This window comes from Chroococcidiopsis sp. SAG 2025 (assembly GCF_032860985.1).
GTDB lineage: Bacteria > Cyanobacteriota > Cyanobacteriia > Cyanobacteriales > Chroococcidiopsidaceae > Chroococcidiopsis.
In genome coordinates this window covers 3150528-3168283 of the sequence record NZ_JAOCNC010000001.1, presented here as the reverse complement: position 1 = coordinate 3168283, position 17756 = coordinate 3150528, and the positions used below count along the sequence as shown (strand labels likewise).

Genomic DNA, 17756 nt, shown 5'->3' with positions numbered 1-17756 from the left:
CTTAAAGTCTAAATTGAGTTACGTCTGGTATATAACTGTACATGCTACGGCTGTTTAAAACCCCTTTTCGCAAACAAATTGCACGGCTAGAAATTACTGGGGCGATCGCGAGTGCGACGCGCAAAAGAGTTCTAGAAGCCCTCAAAACTGTAGAAGAAAGACGCTTTCCCGCCTTACTACTCCGCATTGATAGCCCTGGCGGTACGGTAGGAGACTCTCAGGAAATCTATAGTGCTTTAAAACGACTGCGAGAAAAAATCAAAATTGTTGCTAGTTTTGGTAATATCTCTGCTTCTGGCGGTGTCTATATTGGCATGGGAGCCAGTCATATTGTGGCAAACCCAGGTACGATTACGGGTAGTATTGGGGTAATTCTGCGGGGTAACAACCTAGAACGCTTGCTAGATAAGATTGGTGTTTCGTTCAAAACGATCAAATCCGGTCCCTACAAAGATATTTTGGCTTTCGATCGCGAATTGACAGAACCAGAACAACATATTTTGCAAGAATTGATCGATACCAGCTATCGGCAATTCGTTCAATCTGTGGCTGAAGGGCGAAATCTGACAGAGGAAGCTGTGAGAAGCTTTGCAGACGGACGCATTTTCACCGGACAGCAAGCCTTAGAGTTAGGCGTTGTGGATCGGTTGGGAACAGAAGAAGATACCCGTCGTTGGGCAGCAGAGTTAGTCGGACTCGATCCCGAAAAAACCAAGTGTTTCACTCTAGAAGAACGCAAGCCCCCATTGCAGCGATTACTTTCGAGGGAGTCTACGGTAGCATCTGGTTTATCAACTGGGGTAGATTGGTTAGAGTTTGAGCTATCTACCAGCGGCTTACCTTTGTGGCTATATCGTCCGTAATTGAGATGATTTTGGCTGATTCTAGATCCTAGTGGCTAGCGACTAGTGACTAGATCGGAACAAGAATCTAGCCACCAACCACTAGCCACTCATCAACACAAAAAACTATTTGGTTAATTTAATTTAAGGAGGAATTGAGCGTGGAGTGGCGATTAAAAGCAATTCGTGGGGCAACAACCGTTACAGAAAATACGGTGCAGGCAATTGACGAAGCCGTGACAGAAATGTTAGACGAGCTGGAGATGAAGAATCAGCTAGATCCGACTCAAATTGTGAGCGTCACTTTTACTGTCACTCGCGATCTCGATGCCATTTTTCCCGCTGCGATCGCCCGCAAGCGCCCTTTCTGGGACTGTGTAGCCATGCTTGACGTACAGCAGATGCATGTAGAAGGTAGTTTAGAACGTTGCATCCGCTGTTTAATCCACGCTAACCTTCCTGCTAACCAAGTCCAGGTTTGGCATCCTTATTTACGCAAAGCAAAGAATTTACGCCCCGATTGGAGTTCTCCCCAACGACTCGTACAACCAGAATCAGTCCAAACTCATTTAAGGTGATAGTAACTCGTTCCACATTTAATTAGCAAATAGGCAGCATTCAAAAGCCTTACTAGAAATATATTTTCCCTTTTTGACTTTCGACTTTTAACTTTTGACTTGCTTAACTTTCAACTGCAAAATTTTTCCACGCAACGTATAAAGATTTCTACTCCCATACCCAAAGCAGTTTCATCAAAATCAAATCGAGGATGATGGTGAGGATAAGCTAAGTTTCTGCTGAGATTAGCGGCACCTAAAAAGAAGTAACACCCTGGAACTTCCTGTAGGAAAAATGACATATCTTCGCCACCCATTGTCTGACACTCCGGCACGATTCCAAGGGGCGTTTCTACAACTTTCTCAGCCTGCGATCGCACCAAATCCGCTATTTCTGAATTATTGATGACAGGCGGATACAATTGCCAGTAATCTAACTCATATGTCGCACCTTGACTTTGGCAAACACCTGCAACAATTTGTTCAAATCGTTGACCAAAATAGCCATCATATTTAGGATTAAAATAGCGAATCGTACCTCCTAATTTAGCTGAATCTGCAATTACGTTATGGGCAGAACCAGCATGAAATTCTCCTACTGTGACGACAGCAGAATCAATTGGATCGACATTTCGCGCCACAATAGTTTGTAAAGCATTCACAACTTGACTGGCGACGACAATTGTATCTACTGTTTGATGCGGCATTGCACCATGTCCGCCTTTACCCTTAATTTTGAGATCGAATAGTTCTACCGCAGCCATTAGCGCGCCGCTACGCACTCCAACCGTACCCAAAGGTAAGTTATTCCATAGATGCAAACCGATAATTGCATCCACATCGGGATTTTTTAAAACTCCCGCTTCAATCATTGGTTTTGCGCCACCTGGTCCCTCTTCTGCTGGTTGAAAGATAATTTTTACAGTACCCGCAAAATCTTCTTGGTGCTGAGAAAGATAGTATGCTGTCCCTAGTGCGATCGCGGTATGTCCGTCATGTCCGCAAGCGTGCATTACACCATCATGTTGCGACTTATAAGGCACGTCGTTTTGTTCTTGGATGGGTAAGGCATCCATATCGGCGCGAATGGCTAGAACTGGGGGAGTCGGGAGTGGGAGAGTGGGAGTCGGGTGTTTTTTTCCCTGAATAGTTGCGACAATTCCTGTTTTGGCTATCGCTGTTTGATGTTCTATGCCCCATTCTTGCAACTTCTGAGCAATAAATTCAGATGTAATACGTTCCTTAAATCCCAGTTCTGGACGTTGATGCAACCGCCGCCGCCATTCTACCAATTGCGCTTGCAACGCTTGAATATCTGGGCGAATGCGAGAGCGATCGACTGTGAGAGGATTTAAGGAAGTAGAAACCATACCGAGTAAGTAATATTTTGGGGCTGAATTGCAGATATGCCTATACTCAGTTTAAGGTGTGGCAGAGAAATCTGCATCTTAGTTAAGTAGTGCGATCGCCCAACAAAAAGTCAGAAGTTAAAAACTAGGGGCGGGTTTTGACCAAAAATTTTATTCAAAGCTTGTTCATCTATTTGGTTGGTAAACCCGCCCGTACAAAAGTCAAAATGAAATTGAATTCAATTTAGATTAAATTGCGATCGCGCATCGTTGGCGAAATTCTTTTGCTGCGGCTAAAGGATTAGATATAAGAATACATTCAGCTAGTAAATCTATATCTAAATTTGGTAATATTTCGCTTCGGTCTATTCTTTCATATCCAAAATGCCTAAACTGAGAAGGTGTTTCTTCACGCAAATGACAAAGAGAAAAACTCTCATTTTGCCAAAACCAAACTTCTCTTACACCCAATCGCCGATAAAGTTCCAATCGATTAATTCCGCCACTGGTTACTACTACTTCAATAGCTATATCTGGGAAATCTTTTTCAGTGCCAATACAATAGCTTTCGTCTGGTTCTCCTCCTGCTTGACTATCTTCCTTGCGAAAAGTCGTAGAACCTGTAGGAAAATACTCTGTATCAGTTTCTAAAAAGAAAAGTTCTAATAATCCACCAATGCGACTTTTTCCCTTTTCATGACGGCGACTGGGCGACACAATTTCTAATACTCCATCTAAATAAGCAACCCGATAGCCAGAATTATCGCCTAAATCGGCTATTAGGGCTTCGTATTGTTGCCAACTTACACCCGTAACAATCCGTTTTTCTTCTGGATCGTCAGCTTGTAGACGTTGAGGTAAATCGTTGAGTAACACCATAGGGTAATGTTATCGATTTGTGGATAGACTAAGAGTAAAGGAGCAAAATCTAGGAGTAGGCTAGTTTAGTATGACAGTTTTAGTGGCGGTTCGTTGTCCCCATTGCCAAAGTAGTGAAGTAGTTAGGCATGGAAAATCAACTAATGGCAAGCAACGCTTCCGTTGTCTGGAACCAGAATGCCCATATCAGACTTTTAGCTTGAACTCTGCTTACCCTGGACGGAACCGAGAAGTAAAGCAGCAAATAGTGGAGATGACACTCAATGGGAGTGGAGTAAGAGATATTGCCAGGGTTTTGCGTATCAGCACCTCAACAGTTATTCGGGAATTAAAAAAAACTCGCTTACCTCAAACCCGTTAACCAAAAGCTATTAAGCCAACTCCAGCCAGAGCAAGTCGAGGTAATATTTGAAAAAGTAGAAGTTGAATCAGAACTTGGGATTGAGGAATCCGAGCTAGATGAAATGTGGAGTTATGTAGGCAAGAAAACTAATCCCAGATGGTTATGGCATGCAATTGACCGCCGAACTGGTCAGGTCTTAGCGTATGTATTCGGTAGGCGTAAGGATGAAGTGTTTCTTCAACTCAAAAGGCTACTTGAACCCTTTGGTATCAAAAAGTTCTGTACTGATGCATGGGGTGCCTACCAAAGACATCTACCAGCACAAATGCATGAAGTGGGTAAACGGAAGACTCAAAGGATTGAGCGCAAACATCTTCGACTCAGAACTAGAATCAAGCGACTTGCGCGTAGGACTATTTGTTTTTCCAAATCTGAGGAGATGCACGATTTAGTGATTGGTCTATTCATCAATTGCTATGAGTTTGGACTACCAATTTAGGGACAAACAACAAATTGACAACATCACCCACCATAGTTGAAAGTCAAAAGTCAAAAGTTAAAAATCGTAGGGGCGGGTTTTGACCAAAAATTTACAACTAAGGCGATCGATCTATTTGCTAAACCCGCTTGTACAAAAGTTAAAGTCAAAAGTCAAAAGTTAAAAATCGTAGGGGCGGGTTTTGACCAAAAATTTACAACTAAGGCGATCGATCTATTTGCTAAACCCGCTTGTACAAAAGTTAAAGTCAAAAGTCAAAAGTTAAAAATCGTAGGGGCGGGTTTTGACCAAAAATTTACAACTAAGGCGATCGATCTATTTGCTAAACCCGCTTGTACAAAAGTTAAAAGTCAAAGTCAATCCGCGTCCATCCGCGTTAAATTTACTCAATCCTAGCCCGAAACAGGCTGCGGTTCCCCCACAGTCTCCACAGCAACCGTAGCGCGATCGCGAACGTATTCAACTGCCCATAAAATAGCTTCAGGAGTCGCAGGAGAAGCCAGAGGAACGTAATCTGTATTCCCAAATGCCGCAACTGCTGCCCGAATCGCCTCCCTTACCGAAAGCGCCAACATTAAAGGGGGTTCGCCAACAGCTTTACTACCATAAATTACCCCATCTTGAGCCGCCCGTTCTAATAAATGCAAGTTGAAATTTTCCGGTATTTCCCCAATTGTAGGAATTTTATACGTACTGGGGGCATAAGTGCGGATGCGTCCTTTCTCATCCCACACCAATTCTTCCATTGTCAGCCAACCCATACCTTGTACGAAACCGCCTTCAATCTGCCCGCGATCGACTAAGGGATTTAAAGATTCTCCCACATCATGCACGATGTCAACTTGTCGTAACTTAAAGTTACCTGTAAAGCCGTCTACCTCAACTTCACTCACCGCCGCCCCGTATGCATAATAGTAAAACGGTCTGCCTTTACCTGCGGCATCATCCCAGTAGATATTAGGAGTGCGATAATATCCTGTAGCAGCAAGACTAACGCGATCGCCATACGCTTGTTTTGTCGCCTCTTCAAAATGGAGTCTTGCTGAAGGGTAAGTGCGACAGTAAATCCAATCGTCAGCAAATACCATCTCTTCGGGTGTATCCAACTTCAACAACCCAGCCGCCACCACAGCCAACCGCGATTTAAGCGTTTCGCAAGCATCTTTTACCGCTTGTCCGTTTAAGTCTGCACCGCTAGAAGCAGCAGTCGCAGAGGTATTCGGTACTTTTTCCGTACTCGTAGGCATGATCCGCAAGCGTTCGATATTTACGCCTAGCGTTTGAGCCGCAACTTGCAACATTTTAGTATGTAACCCCTGCCCCATTTCCGTACCACCGTGGTTCAGTTGAATGCTACCGTCGGTGTAAATTAAGACTAAAGCCCCTGCTTGGTTGTATTGAGTTTTATTAAATGAAATCCCGAATTTAACAGGGGTAATTGCCAAACCACGTTTTTTATAAGTACTGGCTTGGTTGTACTGCGCGATCGCCTCTCTACGTGCGGTAAAATTAGCTCTATCTTTTACCTGTTGCCAAACTTTAGTAATGCGGTTATCAAAAATTTCTTGGTCGTAATGAGTGGTATTCGTTTCTCCTTCCCCGTGGTAGAAGTTGCGTTCGCGTACCACTTCCGGCGGTAAACCCAAATACCGCGCCACTCGATCCACAATATCTTCAATAACTACCATGCCTTGAGGACCGCCAAAACCTCGAAATGCTGTATTAGAAACTTTATTAGTTTTGGCAATTTGTCCTTTTACTGCTAAATGGGGAATGTAATAAGCATTATCTACGTGTAACATTGCCCGTAACAAGACGGGAGGAGATAAATCCAAACTCCAGCCCCCATCGGCGTATAAATCTACATCTAAAGCAACGATTTTGCCCTCATTGGTAAAACCAACTTTATATAGTCCTAAAAAGCCGTGACGCTTGCCCGTCAAAATCATATCGTGGTGACGTTTTAATTTTACCCGCACCGGACGACCTGTTTTACATGCTGCGATCGCGGCTACACCTGCAAAAGGATTTGCCTGCGATTCTTTTCCACCAAATCCGCCACCCATTCTGATACAAGTGACGACAACTTGATTTTTAGTAATTCCCAACACGCGGGAAACGACAATTTGCGTTTCTGTGGGATGCTGGGTAGAAGCATAAACTTGATAATTACCTTCCCCATCTGGTATGACCCAACTCGCATGAGTTTCTAGGTAGAAATGATCTTGACCGTTCATTGCCATTTCGCCTTCAAGATAGCAATCTACCTGCTGTAAAGCTGTTGCCGGATCGCCTCGTTTAATCACTCTCGGTTTAAGATGAAAGCTATCTGCTGCGATCGCATCCTTTATTGTCAAAATTGGTTCTAGTGGTTCGTATTCGACGACAACTTTTTCTGCACCCAATCTTGCAGCTTCATCGGTTTCTCCTGCTACCCAAACTACTGCTTGTCCGTAGTAGCTAATTTCTTTATCGGGAAGTAGGATTTCATCATAAATAATCGTTCCAGTATCGTTTACGCCTGGTACATCTGCGGCGGTGATGACTGTGACGACACCATCAATTTTATATGCGCCAGCAGGATCGATTTTGGTTATTCGCGCTTTCGCGTGGGGAGAGAGTACGGGGTAGAGGGAAAGCATTCCTGCTGGTAAGCGTTGGTCATCAGTATAAATTGCTTTGCCGCTGACGTGTCCGGTGGCGCTTTCGTGGCTTCTGTTTTTCCCTACTGTATTCATGCGTTTACCCCTGACGAATGATAAGATTTCGATCGCGCAAAGACGCAAAGGCGCAAAGATAAGAAGGCTAACAAGATAATCGGTTCAAACACCAATTACCCATTACCCATTACCTATTTCAACAAAAAATTTCTCAAACAAGTTGACAACCAACATCTTGCGATACTCTGCACTACCCCGTAAATCTGTTAGTGGTGTAAAGGCTTGTTTTAATTCTTGCTTTGCTTGTTTTACCGTTTCGGCGTTCCAAGGTTTACCAATTAGCATTGATTCTACTGCAATTGCCCTGGCTGGTGTTGCGGCAACTCCGCCATATGCGAGTCTGGCGTGTTTGATTTGGTTGCGATCGCCTAGATCGATCGTAAATGCAGCTGCGACAATACTAATATCGTCCGTGCCGCGTTTGCCAACTTTATAAGATTGACTCAAGCGGCGAGTTGCACCTGCTGTAATAGTTTTGGGAATTTGGACGGAGACAATCACTTCCCCAGGCTGCAAGTCTGTTTTTCTATATCCTTTGAAAAAATCTGCGATGGGGAGAGTTCTTTCACCTTCACTCCTAGCTATACGTAATTGGGCATCTAAGGCTAGTAATACTGGAGGCAAGTCGCCAATTGGTGAAGCTGTACCGATATTACCTCCTAGTGTGGCTCGGTTTCTAATTTGACGCGCCGCAAACCAGTGCAGCATCTCATCCATTGCAGGAAAGACACCGCGTAAGTTGTTCTCAATATGACTCAGTGGTACTGCTGCCCCAATTTCCACCAATTCAGGTGTGTTTGTCAGTGTTTTCAATTCTGCTACCGCTTCTAGGGAAATTAGCACCGGAAAGTTTTTGCTATGGTGGCTCATTTCCAGTCCTAAATCTGTTGCCCCTGCAACTAAGCTAGCGTCGGGGTGCTGTTGCAGTAGTTCTAAGAGTGTCTGTAATTGCGTCGGGCGATAAAACTTTTGGTTCTCAAAAGTGTAGCTAATTTGGCTGAATTCGGTTGATGCTTGTGATACTTTCTGGCTGAAACAATCGCTGGATGGCTGCATTTGCATGACTTGTTGAGCAGCACGGCGAATTGGCAAATATCCCGTACAACGGCATAAGTTCCCCTCTATTGCCATATCGTCTACTTTGCCGTCGTAGTAGGCAGCGAACATACTCATAATAAAGCCAGGGGTACAGTAGCCACACTGGGAACCACCTGTTTCTACCATTGCGGCTTGAACTGGATGTAACTGTCCGTTGGCAATCCCTTCTACAGTAATAATTTCTCTTCCCGCTACTGCACCTAAGGGGATAAGACAGCTATTCACAGCTTGGTATTGGGGTTTTCCATCCGCGCCTTCGCCTACAATGGCAACAGTACAAGCCCCGCAGTCGCCATCGCCACACCCTTCTTTCGTGCCAATGCGTCCGCTTTGCCGCAAGTACTCTAACAGCGTTATCGTAGGTGAGACATCTTTCAGGCGGACTGTTTCGCCATTGATGGTTAAAATTAAGCGTTCTGGTGATAATTGCTGCACTTTCTAAATCCGCTTGTTAAAAAGTGACTTCGCGATCGATCTTAGACAGTCAGCCACTGGGCTGCATAAAAGTGCTTGACCAATGCGATCGCGCTATCCAATTAAATTGAGTTAAGTATACTGTATACAATAAAAGTGCAGGAATAAAAGTATTCTGAAATACTTAAATGGGGAAATTGTGGCGATCGCAACCTCTAGTACTTGGCTGAGAGGCGCTTAATCCTACTTCACTATTGTTAAAAATTTTTAGAAAATGCCGCAGCGATCGCAAATTGCAGTAAATTCGTTTTTGGTTGTAGTCTTATATTCATAAGGAATCTAGCAATATGTTTTCAGCATCGTTTCTACCATCAATCCTAGTTCCGCTAACTGTTCTGGTCTTTCCTTCCGTAGCAATGGCTTTATTGTTTCTCTACATCGAGCGGGAAGATCCTTCAGGGATCTAGAGAATTCGGAATTCGGAGTTCATTCTGTTAACTACGCACTGTTTCTGAATCCCTAACTAAAAAACCGCTTACCCAGTTTAGGTAAGCGGTTTTTTTGCACAGTCGATAACAGTATACGCGATCGCGAAAAACTTCAGCCAGCTATTTCAGCATTGCAAAAATAAAGCGATCGCTTAAGATCGGCCAAAAGCCTCTCAAATCAACTTTTTGACCTTTGACTTTTGACCTTTGACTTTTGAGTTTTAACTTTTGCAGAAGTTCTTACAACGAGGAACCTAAATGAGTGTAAGAACCGTAAAAGAATGTTCCAACAACAACAATCACGCCTAAACCAGCAATAGTTGCTACAACCCAAAGGGGTATTCTTCCACTTCCAGACACAGCTTTTTCTCCTACCTAAATTACACAGTTAGATAAATTAAAGACAACAGCCTTGAATCTAGTTAGTTGAAGAAATAACTAGAAAACAAAATGCCCAGCACGAATATTAGCAGCAAACCCAAGTATAGGGAAGTCCGGTTTAATTCTACAGGCTGGTTATTAGGGTTTTTCGATCTCTCTAATGGCATAAACTTCTCCTATCGCTGAATGAATTGCATAGAAGCGATCGCACCTAAGAAAAATACTGTCGGTACAGCTAAGGTGTGAACTGCTAGCCAGCGGACGGTAAAAATCGGATATTGAATTGGTTGATTGACTTGATTGGTATTCATTTCAAACTACTTTCCTATAAAGTCTTCGATTTGCTTTCTGCTTTCAAAGCGATCGCTCACGATTGGCAACTCTTGCCGTTCTTGAGGATAGTATTCGTTTGGTCGGGGTGTGCCAAATACATCATAGGCAAGACCAGTACTAACGAATAACCAGCCAGCGATAAACAAAGCTGGAATAGTAATACTGTGAATCACCCAGTAACGCACGCTGGTAATAATATCCGAAAACGGACGCTCACCTGTCGTTCCTGACATTTATCTTCCTCCATTAAGAACCATTACTTTCTTACTCATTATCATACGAAACCTTGACCAGTAGTTAACGATTAGTCGGGAGTAAAGAATGGGTGTGAACATTTGATAATTGGTTGACAGTTGACAGCTATCAGTAGCTAGTGGCTGGTGGAACCAGTGGCTAGAGTTTCTTCCTTGTCTTCCTTAGTCTCCCTTGTCTCCCTTGTCTCTTTCTTCCCGACTCCCCAAATTCATTAAGCCGATTCTGCTTGACCTTGATAACGCAGCAAAATTCCGCGCTGACCGATAATAAATCCTTTCTCTGGAGAGAGAAAGACGATCTTGTAAAGATTTGAGGGGACTGATTCTACACCTCGGTCTTTTTGCCAAGTTTTCCCGCCATCTGGACTGCAAAGTAGATTACCGCTACCACCAGTCACCCAAATTTCTTCAGGTGTCCGGTAAGCCAAATCTAACAATCCCCAACTAGTAGATAACTCTGGATTTTGTACTTCTTCCCATTCTTCTGTATTATCTGCCTTAGTAAATTGCACCTGACCGCCTCGTGCCAGCATCCATACACGCCCGTCTTTACCAAATCCCATATTTTGCAGGCGACGGGAACTATTCCGGTTATGACCTTGCCATGCCGTTTGACCTGGTTCCCAGGTTGAATAGAAATTCCCCTTAGCAGAAACAGCAATGTACTTACCATCTTCAGAACGCGCCACGTTTCGCAGCACGCCTACGGCTTCCTGTACCATTGCTTTCCAGTTTTTACCACCGTCAGTAGTGCGGTAAATTGCGCCTACATCTGTAGTCATCTCCGCTGACTGTTGCCCCAGCGCCACGATTGTGTTTGGGTTGCCTGGTAGCTTTTCACTTAAGAGAATCCGCGACCAAGTTTCGCCACCATCATTTGTATGTAGCAGTAAAGATGGTTCGCCAACAATCCATCCTTCTTGACCGGAAAAACTCACGGAAGACAGAATAAAGTTTTTGTCACCTAAATCCAAACTCTTCTGCTGCCAGGTTTTGCCACCATCCTTAGTTTCAAATAAAGCAGATTTATTTCCCACTAACCAGCCATGTTGGATATCTTCCGTAAAGCCAACATCTTGCAAGTTAACATCCGTTGGTAAAGTAACTACCTCCCAAGGATTGTAACTAGTAGAGGGAACGCTACTACAGCCGACGCACAGCAAGACGACTGCTACGAGGACAACAATCTTTTGCCAAAATTTTAACGGTGAAAACATGCTGATTTTACGTGCTCTACTTAAACAAATTGAATGTAATGTATTGTAAGAATATTTCAGTATGCCGATAGGTCGAATGAAAGCCTATCTACTTGTCAGCATACAGATATATGGTTGAGCGATCGCCGGCTGTACTAAGCTTGTCTGACAGCAGGTTCACTGTAACCCATATAGGCTGAGAAAAAACAAGACGGCTAATGCTAAAGCACCGAAGATCAAAATGTTCTTCTGACCTGGAGTGAGCTGATTTACGCCAAGCCCGTAGCCGAGATTTTCCTTAAAGCCAGAGGCTTGTCCCACTGGACCAATATTGGCAAATGCGTTTTTCCTTGCTCCACAAACAGGACATCGCCAAGTAGAAGATAGTTCTGCAAATGGTATGCCAGGGGCAATATCGTGCTTATCATCGCCGCGATCGGGTTCGTACACATAGCCGCAAGCCCGACATTCATAGCGGTCTAGCGCTTGGGTATCAATAGCTGGTTCGCTCATAGTAAGGCAAATGAGAAAGTAGAGGCGCAAAACTTAAAATCATGTTAAAAATTATGACGCGAAATGACTTCTTCTACAAGGGGTGAGGAGTGAGGAGCGAGGAGTGAGGGAAAGAGGACGATGGGGAGAAGGGAGCAGAGCTGAGGAAGCAGAGGGGCAGAGGAGTAGAGGAGAGATCCAAAATTCAAAATTCCCCACACCCCACCCCCACACCCCCGCATCAACACGCACCGCACCACCTCCTCTCCCTCCTCCTCCTCCTCGCTCCTCGCTCCTCACTCATGCATAGATTTTTTCAATCAGAAGCAGAACTGAATCGAATGATGTCAAGAGTTAGGTTTTGCTAGTGCGTGAAACCCAAATATATATAATATGTAAAGACAGATAACAAAACTATTGACTCTAGCAACGGTAATTATCCATCGTGTTTGTTCTTAGCGGCTACGAGTATTTACTAGGCTTCCTCTTAATCTGTAGTTTAGTTCCAGCGCTTGCCCTTTCTGCATCTAAGCTCCTTCGACCGAGCGGACGCAGCCCAGAACGCCGGACGACATACGAATCAGGCATGGAACCCATCGGCGGAGCCTGGATTCAGTTCAATATCCGCTACTATATGTTTGCGCTGGTCTTCGTGGTCTTTGATGTAGAAACAGTATTTCTCTATCCTTGGGCAGTTGCATTCCACAGCCTTGGTCTTTTGGCTTTTATTGAAGCCCTCATTTTCATTGCAATCTTAGTTGTTGCCCTTGTATATGCATGGCGTAAAGGAGCTTTGGAATGGTCTTAAATATCGATCCAGCCGGACAAAAAGAACGTATCATTAACCCAATCGAGCGCCCATCAGTTACTCAAGAACTATCTGAAAACGTCATTCTCACTACAGTTGACGATCTCTATAACTGGTCTAGACTCTCTAGTTTGTGGCCTCTGTTGTTCGGTACGGCTTGTTGCTTTATCGAATTTGCGGCTTTGATTGGCTCGCGGTTTGACTTCGATCGCTTCGGACTCATCCCCCGTTCTAGCCCCCGTCAGGCTGACTTAATTATCACCGCTGGCACGATTACGATGAAGATGGCTCCGCAGTTGGTGCGGCTTTACGAGCAAATGCCTAATCCTAAGTATGTAATTGCTATGGGTGCTTGTACCATTACTGGTGGTATGTTTAGCGTGGATTCGCCAACAGCCGTGCGGGGTGTCGATAAATTGATTCCCGTCGATGTTTACTTACCTGGTTGTCCTCCCCGTCCCGAAGCCATCATCGATGCCATCATTAAGTTACGCAAAAAAATTGCGAACGAGTCGATGCAAGAGCGGACTCCGATTAAACAAACGCACCGCTACTACAGCACGACTCACAGCATGAAGCCTGTACCACCGATCAGCGATGGTAAGTATTTGCAGGTTGCCACACGGCAAGCACCACCGAAGGAATTGACAGAGGCAATTGGTATGCCCATACCACCAGCCCTGCAATCAGCTGCCAAAAAAGAGGAGGTGAACCGTGGCTGAAGAAGAAATAAAAGAAGAGACTAAACCCGTACCTGCCGAACAAACAAAAATTGTTGAAGCTGGAAAGACTTCCAAGTGGTTGAAGGAAAACGGCTTCGATCATGAAGTTATGGAGCCAGACCACTTAGGAGTGGAGATTATCAAAGTCGATCGCAATTTCCTCTTGCCGATCGCGACAGCACTATATGCTTACGGTTTTAACTATCTCCAGTGTCAGTGTGGTTACGATGCTGGTCCTGGGCAAGATCTAGTCAGCATGTATCATTTAATCAAGCTGAGCGATAATGCTGACAGACCAGAGGAAGTGCGGATTAAAGTTTTTCTGCCTAGAGAAGACCCCCGCGTACCTTCGGTTTACTGGATTTGGAAAGCAGTAGACTGGCAAGAACGAGAATCGTACGATATGTTTGGCATTGTCTATGAAGGACATCCAAATTTGAAACGGCTGCTCATGCCTGAAGATTGGGTTGGTTTTCCCTTACGTAAAGATTACGTCTCCCCCGACTTCTACGAGTTACAGGACGCATATTAATTGTTGTAGAGACGTTACATGTAACGTCTCTATAAATTTTTGACATAAATGCGATCGCAGCGTGCTGTTTCTACCCCTGTTGCAGGTTGATAGCCGCTGCTTTCGTATAATTTAATCGCTTCTACAAGAACGCTGGCAGTTTCAATCCAAATTTGTTGAAATTTCTTAACTGCGATCGCTTTTTCTAATTCTTGTAATAAAAATCTCCCCAAACCCAACCTTCTCGCTTGGGGTAAAAGATACATTTTTCTAATTTCTACAGCTTTCTCACCACGACGAATGGGATAGTAGCCAGCCGTTCCCACTATTTGACTTTGGAATTCAACTACCCAAAACTCCCCACCAGTGGCTAAATAATAATTTTCGATCTCCAATACATCTCGGTCAGCACCTACAGGCTCCCACCCTAAACCATATTCTGCCAACACAGAACCAATAACCGCCGCCGCCAAATCGCGATCGCTCATTTGCCAGTCTCGAATGAGAAAATCTTTGTAGTTGCCTTGCATAGCTGGTAATGGGTAATGAGGAAGTCAAAAGTTAAAAGTCAAAAGTCAAAACACGACTCACTCATGACCAATGACCAATGACAGATAACCAATTAACTATGTATCCTCGGTTGAGGATGTAGAGTTGATAATAACTGACTTTCCACTACAGCTAATTCTTCTAGCCTTTGGGTGAACACAGCGCGATCGAAATAAGTATCTGCCAAAATCCAATATGTACCAAAATGTCTAGCTTCCGAAGCCATCAAACCGCGATAAAATTTAGCTAGCTCTGGTTCTGGGCAATGGGTGGCTAAAAGCCCTAACCGTTCGTGACTGCGAGCTTCAATCAAACCAGAGACGAGCAAAGAATCCAACATCCGTTCTGGCTCTTTGGCACGAATTTGCGCCTTTAACCCCGCGCCATAAGGAGGTGGTGCTAAAGGTGCTAGAGGAATTCCTCGCCGTTCTAACCATTGGTTCACCTGCTCGAAGTGTTCCAATTCTTCCCGGGCGATTGCTGTTAGCGAGCGGACTAATTTTTGGCTCGAAGGGTAACGAAATATTAAATTTAGAGCTACCCCAGCTGCTTTGCGTTCGCATTGGGAATGATCCAATAAGATGGTATCCAAGTTAGCGATCGCTTGTCGTACCCAATCCTCAGTGGTTGGGACGACTAGAGCGTTGATTTTGGCGACTGTTAAATCCGCTACATTCATACTTACTTAATTTCACTAGAGCTGATTTTTTTGGCTTAAGCCATAATTAAAATGAAAGATTAATATCTTCCAAACATTCTTCACCCATTCTTTAACCAATATCTCCTTGAGTACAGATAGGCTGGAATCAACAAGCGGTATTATTGTTAACCCAAAACTTCTATGAGCGCAGCGCACCAACGTCGCATTATTATCGGTGATGTGCACGGTCACTATGACGGACTGATGATTTTGCTTGAGGCGATCGCCCCTGGCGCAGCCGATGAAGTTTATTTCTTGGGAGACTTAATCGATCGCGGACCGCAGAGCGCACAAGTTGTTGATTTTGTCAAGCAAAGTCCTTACTATTGCTTGCTTGGCAATCACGAACAAATGCTGCTAGATGTGTTAACTAAACGCGCTTCCAATCAAATTCGCCAAGCTTGGCTTTATAGCGGCGGATATGAGACTTTAAGCAGTTACAAAACAGCCACTATTCCTCGCGATCATATCGAATGGCTGCAAACCTTGCCTACTCACCTCGACTTAGGCGATATTTGGTTAGCTCATGCTGGACTCGATCCCAGGCTTCCCTTGGAAGAGCAGTCAGTTGAGCAATTTTGTTGGGTGCGGCAGGAATTCCACAGCATGAAGCAGCCCTTCTTTGACAACAAACTCATTATTGTCGGTCATACAATCACGTTTACCCTACCAGGAGTACGCCCTGGAGAACTTGCCCAAGGACAAGGTTGGTTGGATATCGATACTGGTGCTTATCATCCCAGAAGCGGTTGGCTCACAGCAGTTGATATCAACAATCAGATTGTTTATCAAGTCGATGTCTACGATAAGCTAGTTCGGACACTGCCTCTGTCAGAAGCCGCGATTCGCATTAATCCTGCCCAGGTGTTAGCGCGATTGTAGAGACACTCTACCGAACGTCTCTACAAATAAAAATTAACGTAATAGCGGGCGAATTCTAGCTCTGTAGGCAGCGCTATCTAGCCCAGCACCCTCATCTGCCGCTTGAGAGTCGATCGCTTCTCTAAGTCTGGTAATACGGCTTTGAGTGGCTGGGTGGGTACTCAAAAAAGTAGGCGTGGAACCACTTTTCTTTAATAATTTTTCCATAAAAGAAACCATTGCTTCTCGATCGTAGCCAGCTCGTCCTAACATCTCTAACCCTGTTGTATCTGCTTCGTACTCATCTTTACGGCTATTAGGACGGCGCAAAGCCAGATCCACACCGATCGCCACAGCGCGACTGCGGTTTAAGCCAGCCGCAGTTGCCAGTCCCCCGGCGATCGCAGTGCTGCGCATTTGCTTAATTAAGTGACGATTAGTGATGTGACCGATTTCGTGACCTAGTACGCTAGCCAATTCTGCTTCGTTATCGGCAGTACGCAGTAATTCGGTGGTGACGTAGACAAAACCCCCAGCCGTAGCAAAGGCATTGACGCTGTTATTATCTACAATTTGAAACTCGTAAGGAAGATTAGGGCGATCGCTCTCGGCGGCTACCCGTTCTCCTACCCGTTCTACATAGCGATTGACACTCGGATTGCGATAGAGACGAAATTCTTTCCCCACCATCTGTTGGTTAATTTGCTTGCCTAACTCGACTTCCTCTTCCTCAGAAACATCAGACAGTTGGATGATTTGCGCTCCCTGTTGAATGAGATCGAACCAGGAAATGGCTTTTGCCAACCCAGCCGAACCGACCAGTAAGCCGACTACTACTGATAGTGATATGAGCGGATAAAGCCAGCGACGCTGGATGCGACGAGAGAACGAAAAGAATAGGTTGAACATCGCCGGGAATTGTTGTTTGAAAGACTGAAAAATTTTTAAACTTGCTGTAATGATAGACGGGCAAAAAAGCTTTTGGTTGCCATATATTGAGAATGAGAAAGGGGACAAGGAGGACAAGGGGCACAAGGGGCACAAGGTAGGCATGGGGAAGAAATATAGACTCCCTGATTCTTGTCTATTCAAATCGTAAAATATCTCTCATCGCAGTAGAATCGTGCTACCCTTTCATTGACCAGCGACCAGCAACCAGTTAATTTTGACTTTTGACTTTTGATTCGTTTCCCCTTGTTCCCTCATCTCTTCCCCTAAGTATGAAAATTTTAGATTCCCAAGGGCGTTTATTTGGTAAGGTCAGTCTCCTCGATATTGGAGCAGCCTTAGTCATCTTCTTGGTAGTGGTGGGGATCTTTTTCTTCCCTGGCACTTCTGGAGCGCAAATTGGCGTGACTACCAAACCTGTAGAAATTGACGTGATCGTGCGGGGTTTGAGCGTGCGCGATCCGCAACAGCTATTTGAGCAGGGACTAAAGCCAGGTGGAAAAACCAACATCATTATCCGCAATCAGCCTTACGGTCAGGTAGGCGTGAAAGCTGTTAAACAACTACCGAGAACCACCCTCGTACCTCAACCGGATGGTTCGGTTAAAGCTTTACCCGATCCACGCGAAAATCAATACATCATGGATATGGTTGTCACCCTAGAAGGCAACGCTCAAATAACTAAGAATGGTCCAGTAATTGGTAATAGCAAACTCAAAATTGGTATTCCTGCTCAGTTAGAAGGTTTTAATTACGATTTTACTGGTGGTGTCATCGCTCTGAGATTTCCAGAGAAAGGATAAATAGAAAGT

At 44.5% G+C, this 17756-nt stretch carries 23 protein-coding genes and 1 pseudogene; 11 read left to right on the top strand and 13 right to left on the bottom strand.

The window, feature by feature from the left end; genetic code table 11:
* Positions 1-41: 41 nt before the first annotated feature.
* Positions 42-863, top strand: a complete 822-nt coding sequence (sppA, locus tag N4J56_RS15350; protein WP_317107225.1) for a signal peptide peptidase SppA — start codon at positions 42-44, stop codon at positions 861-863.
* A 140-nt stretch (positions 864-1003) separates the two neighbouring features.
* Positions 1004-1420: a chorismate mutase gene (aroH, locus tag N4J56_RS15345; protein WP_317107224.1), complete on the top strand. Its 417-nt coding sequence runs from the start codon at positions 1004-1006 to the stop codon at positions 1418-1420.
* Between the two features lie 110 nt (positions 1421-1530).
* Here aroH and N4J56_RS15340 read toward each other — a convergent pair whose 3' ends face one another.
* Entirely contained in the window at positions 1531-2769 is a 1239-nt protein-coding gene (locus N4J56_RS15340) for a M20 family metallopeptidase (RefSeq protein WP_317107223.1), read from the bottom strand.
* Between the two features lie 228 nt (positions 2770-2997).
* Positions 2998-3627: a Uma2 family endonuclease gene (locus N4J56_RS15335; RefSeq protein WP_317107222.1), complete on the bottom strand. Its 630-nt coding sequence runs from the start codon at positions 3625-3627 to the stop codon at positions 2998-3000.
* A gap of 70 nt (positions 3628-3697) precedes the next feature.
* Here N4J56_RS15335 and N4J56_RS15330 point away from each other — a divergent pair.
* Positions 3698-4469: pseudogene (locus N4J56_RS15330) on the top strand (IS1 family transposase).
* Between the two features lie 36 nt (positions 4470-4505).
* The gene (locus N4J56_RS15325) at positions 4506-4865 is read left to right on the top strand and encodes a hypothetical protein (protein ID WP_317107221.1); all 360 of its coding nucleotides are present in this window, start codon (positions 4506-4508) and stop codon (positions 4863-4865) included.
* On the opposite strand, the gene xdhB is transcribed toward N4J56_RS15325, so the two are convergent.
* Together xdhB and xdhA are read right to left on the bottom strand one after the other, a co-directional pair.
* On the bottom strand, positions 4862-7207 hold the full coding sequence (gene xdhB, locus N4J56_RS15320) for a xanthine dehydrogenase molybdopterin binding subunit (RefSeq protein WP_317107220.1): 2346 nt from the start codon (positions 7205-7207) through the stop codon (positions 4862-4864). The genes N4J56_RS15325 and xdhB overlap by 4 nt on opposite strands.
* 102 nt (positions 7208-7309) lie before the next feature.
* The gene (gene xdhA, locus N4J56_RS15315; RefSeq protein WP_317107219.1) at positions 7310-8722 is read right to left on the bottom strand and encodes a xanthine dehydrogenase small subunit; all 1413 of its coding nucleotides are present in this window, start codon (positions 8720-8722) and stop codon (positions 7310-7312) included.
* Between the two features lie 326 nt (positions 8723-9048).
* On the opposite strand from xdhA, the gene psaI reads away from it, so the two are divergent.
* Positions 9049-9168 carry a photosystem I reaction center subunit VIII gene (psaI, locus tag N4J56_RS15310; protein ID WP_015154003.1) on the top strand — a complete coding sequence of 40 codons (120 nt, stop codon included), beginning with the start codon at positions 9049-9051 and terminating at the stop codon, positions 9166-9168.
* Between the two features lie 261 nt (positions 9169-9429).
* Here psaI and N4J56_RS15305 read toward each other — a convergent pair whose 3' ends face one another.
* The 6 genes from N4J56_RS15305 to N4J56_RS15280 all read right to left on the bottom strand — a co-directional run bounded on the left by N4J56_RS15305 (position 9430) and on the right by N4J56_RS15280 (position 11866).
* Positions 9430-9549 (bottom strand): photosystem II reaction center protein J, encoded by a 120-nt coding sequence (locus N4J56_RS15305; protein ID WP_015154004.1) that lies wholly within the window; start codon positions 9547-9549, stop codon positions 9430-9432.
* Positions 9550-9611: 62 nt separating this feature from the next.
* The gene (locus tag N4J56_RS15300) at positions 9612-9737 is read right to left on the bottom strand and encodes a photosystem II reaction center protein L (RefSeq protein WP_015154005.1); all 126 of its coding nucleotides are present in this window, start codon (positions 9735-9737) and stop codon (positions 9612-9614) included.
* 9 nt (positions 9738-9746) lie between these two features.
* Entirely contained in the window at positions 9747-9881 is a 135-nt protein-coding gene (gene psbF, locus N4J56_RS15295) for a cytochrome b559 subunit beta (protein WP_015154006.1), read from the bottom strand.
* A gap of 6 nt (positions 9882-9887) precedes the next feature.
* On the bottom strand, positions 9888-10136 hold the full coding sequence (gene psbE, locus N4J56_RS15290) for a cytochrome b559 subunit alpha (RefSeq protein ID WP_039716502.1): 249 nt from the start codon (positions 10134-10136) through the stop codon (positions 9888-9890).
* A gap of 233 nt (positions 10137-10369) precedes the next feature.
* Positions 10370-11374 carry a photosynthesis system II assembly factor Ycf48 gene (locus N4J56_RS15285; protein WP_317107218.1) on the bottom strand — a complete coding sequence of 335 codons (1005 nt, stop codon included), beginning with the start codon at positions 11372-11374 and terminating at the stop codon, positions 10370-10372.
* 156 nt (positions 11375-11530) lie between these two features.
* Positions 11531-11866, bottom strand: coding sequence for a rubredoxin (locus N4J56_RS15280; protein WP_015154009.1), 336 nt, complete (start codon positions 11864-11866; stop codon positions 11531-11533).
* A gap of 103 nt (positions 11867-11969) precedes the next feature.
* Between N4J56_RS15280 and N4J56_RS15275 the strand changes: the two genes are divergently transcribed.
* The 4 genes from N4J56_RS15275 (at position 11970) to N4J56_RS15260 (ending at position 13907) form a co-directional block, all read left to right on the top strand.
* Positions 11970-12155, top strand: a complete 186-nt coding sequence (locus N4J56_RS15275; RefSeq protein ID WP_317107217.1) for a hypothetical protein — start codon at positions 11970-11972, stop codon at positions 12153-12155.
* 135 nt (positions 12156-12290) lie between these two features.
* Positions 12291-12653, top strand: a complete 363-nt coding sequence (gene ndhC, locus N4J56_RS15270; protein ID WP_015154010.1) for a photosynthetic/respiratory NAD(P)H-quinone oxidoreductase subunit C — start codon at positions 12291-12293, stop codon at positions 12651-12653.
* Positions 12644-13375 (top strand): photosynthetic/respiratory NAD(P)H-quinone oxidoreductase subunit K, encoded by a 732-nt coding sequence (ndhK, locus tag N4J56_RS15265; RefSeq protein ID WP_317107216.1) that lies wholly within the window; start codon positions 12644-12646, stop codon positions 13373-13375. Before ndhC ends, ndhK begins: the two co-directional genes overlap by 10 nt.
* Positions 13376-13382: 7 nt before the next feature.
* Positions 13383-13907: an NAD(P)H-quinone oxidoreductase subunit J gene (locus N4J56_RS15260; RefSeq protein WP_410500505.1), complete on the top strand. Its 525-nt coding sequence runs from the start codon at positions 13383-13385 to the stop codon at positions 13905-13907.
* 29 nt (positions 13908-13936) lie between these two features.
* Here the strand turns inward: N4J56_RS15260 and N4J56_RS15255 are convergent, their stop codons facing one another.
* Both N4J56_RS15255 and N4J56_RS15250 read right to left on the bottom strand, forming a co-directional pair.
* Entirely contained in the window at positions 13937-14416 is a 480-nt protein-coding gene (locus N4J56_RS15255; protein WP_317107214.1) for a GNAT family N-acetyltransferase, read from the bottom strand.
* A gap of 92 nt (positions 14417-14508) precedes the next feature.
* Positions 14509-15114 carry a tRNA-(ms[2]io[6]A)-hydroxylase gene (locus N4J56_RS15250; protein ID WP_317107213.1) on the bottom strand — a complete coding sequence of 202 codons (606 nt, stop codon included), beginning with the start codon at positions 15112-15114 and terminating at the stop codon, positions 14509-14511.
* A 162-nt stretch (positions 15115-15276) separates the two neighbouring features.
* Between N4J56_RS15250 and N4J56_RS15245 the strand changes: the two genes are divergently transcribed.
* A complete protein-coding gene (locus N4J56_RS15245; protein WP_317107212.1) occupies positions 15277-16017 on the top strand; it encodes a metallophosphoesterase family protein in 741 nt (246 codons plus the stop codon).
* Positions 16018-16050: 33 nt separating this feature from the next.
* On the opposite strand, the gene N4J56_RS15240 is transcribed toward N4J56_RS15245, so the two are convergent.
* A complete protein-coding gene (locus tag N4J56_RS15240) occupies positions 16051-16905 on the bottom strand; it encodes a M48 family metallopeptidase (protein WP_317107211.1) in 855 nt (284 codons plus the stop codon).
* Positions 16906-17216: 311 nt separating this feature from the next.
* Between N4J56_RS15240 and N4J56_RS15235 the strand changes: the two genes are divergently transcribed.
* Positions 17217-17747 (top strand): DUF4330 domain-containing protein, encoded by a 531-nt coding sequence (locus N4J56_RS15235; RefSeq protein WP_317107210.1) that lies wholly within the window; start codon positions 17217-17219, stop codon positions 17745-17747.
* The last annotated feature ends 9 nt before the right edge of the window (positions 17748-17756 follow it).

Coding starts and splice junctions, on each gene's coding strand:
- psbE (WP_039716502.1), bottom strand. CDS start 10,136: ATGTCAGGAACGACAGGTGAGCGTCCGTTTTCGGATATTATTACCAGC.
- N4J56_RS15335 (WP_317107222.1), bottom strand. CDS start 3,627: ATGGTGTTACTCAACGATTTACCTCAACGTCTACAAGCTGACGATCCA.
- N4J56_RS15240 (WP_317107211.1), bottom strand. CDS start 16,905: ATGTTCAACCTATTCTTTTCGTTCTCTCGTCGCATCCAGCGTCGCTGG.
- N4J56_RS15300 (WP_015154005.1), bottom strand. CDS start 9,737: ATGCCATTAGAGAGATCGAAAAACCCTAATAACCAGCCTGTAGAATTA.
- xdhB (WP_317107220.1), bottom strand. CDS start 7,207: ATGAATACAGTAGGGAAAAACAGAAGCCACGAAAGCGCCACCGGACAC.
- psbF (WP_015154006.1), bottom strand. CDS start 9,881: ATGAATACCAATCAAGTCAATCAACCAATTCAATATCCGATTTTTACC.
- ndhK (WP_317107216.1), top strand. CDS start 12,644: ATGGTCTTAAATATCGATCCAGCCGGACAAAAAGAACGTATCATTAAC.
- N4J56_RS15285 (WP_317107218.1), bottom strand. CDS start 11,374: ATGTTTTCACCGTTAAAATTTTGGCAAAAGATTGTTGTCCTCGTAGCA.
- N4J56_RS15340 (WP_317107223.1), bottom strand. CDS start 2,769: ATGGTTTCTACTTCCTTAAATCCTCTCACAGTCGATCGCTCTCGCATT.
- N4J56_RS15255 (WP_317107214.1), bottom strand. CDS start 14,416: ATGCAAGGCAACTACAAAGATTTTCTCATTCGAGACTGGCAAATGAGC.
- N4J56_RS15250 (WP_317107213.1), bottom strand. CDS start 15,114: ATGAATGTAGCGGATTTAACAGTCGCCAAAATCAACGCTCTAGTCGTC.
- N4J56_RS15280 (WP_015154009.1), bottom strand. CDS start 11,866: ATGAGCGAACCAGCTATTGATACCCAAGCGCTAGACCGCTATGAATGT.
- psaI (WP_015154003.1), top strand. CDS start 9,049: ATGTTTTCAGCATCGTTTCTACCATCAATCCTAGTTCCGCTAACTGTT.
- sppA (WP_317107225.1), top strand. CDS start 42: ATGCTACGGCTGTTTAAAACCCCTTTTCGCAAACAAATTGCACGGCTA.
- N4J56_RS15235 (WP_317107210.1), top strand. CDS start 17,217: ATGAAAATTTTAGATTCCCAAGGGCGTTTATTTGGTAAGGTCAGTCTC.
- N4J56_RS15245 (WP_317107212.1), top strand. CDS start 15,277: ATGAGCGCAGCGCACCAACGTCGCATTATTATCGGTGATGTGCACGGT.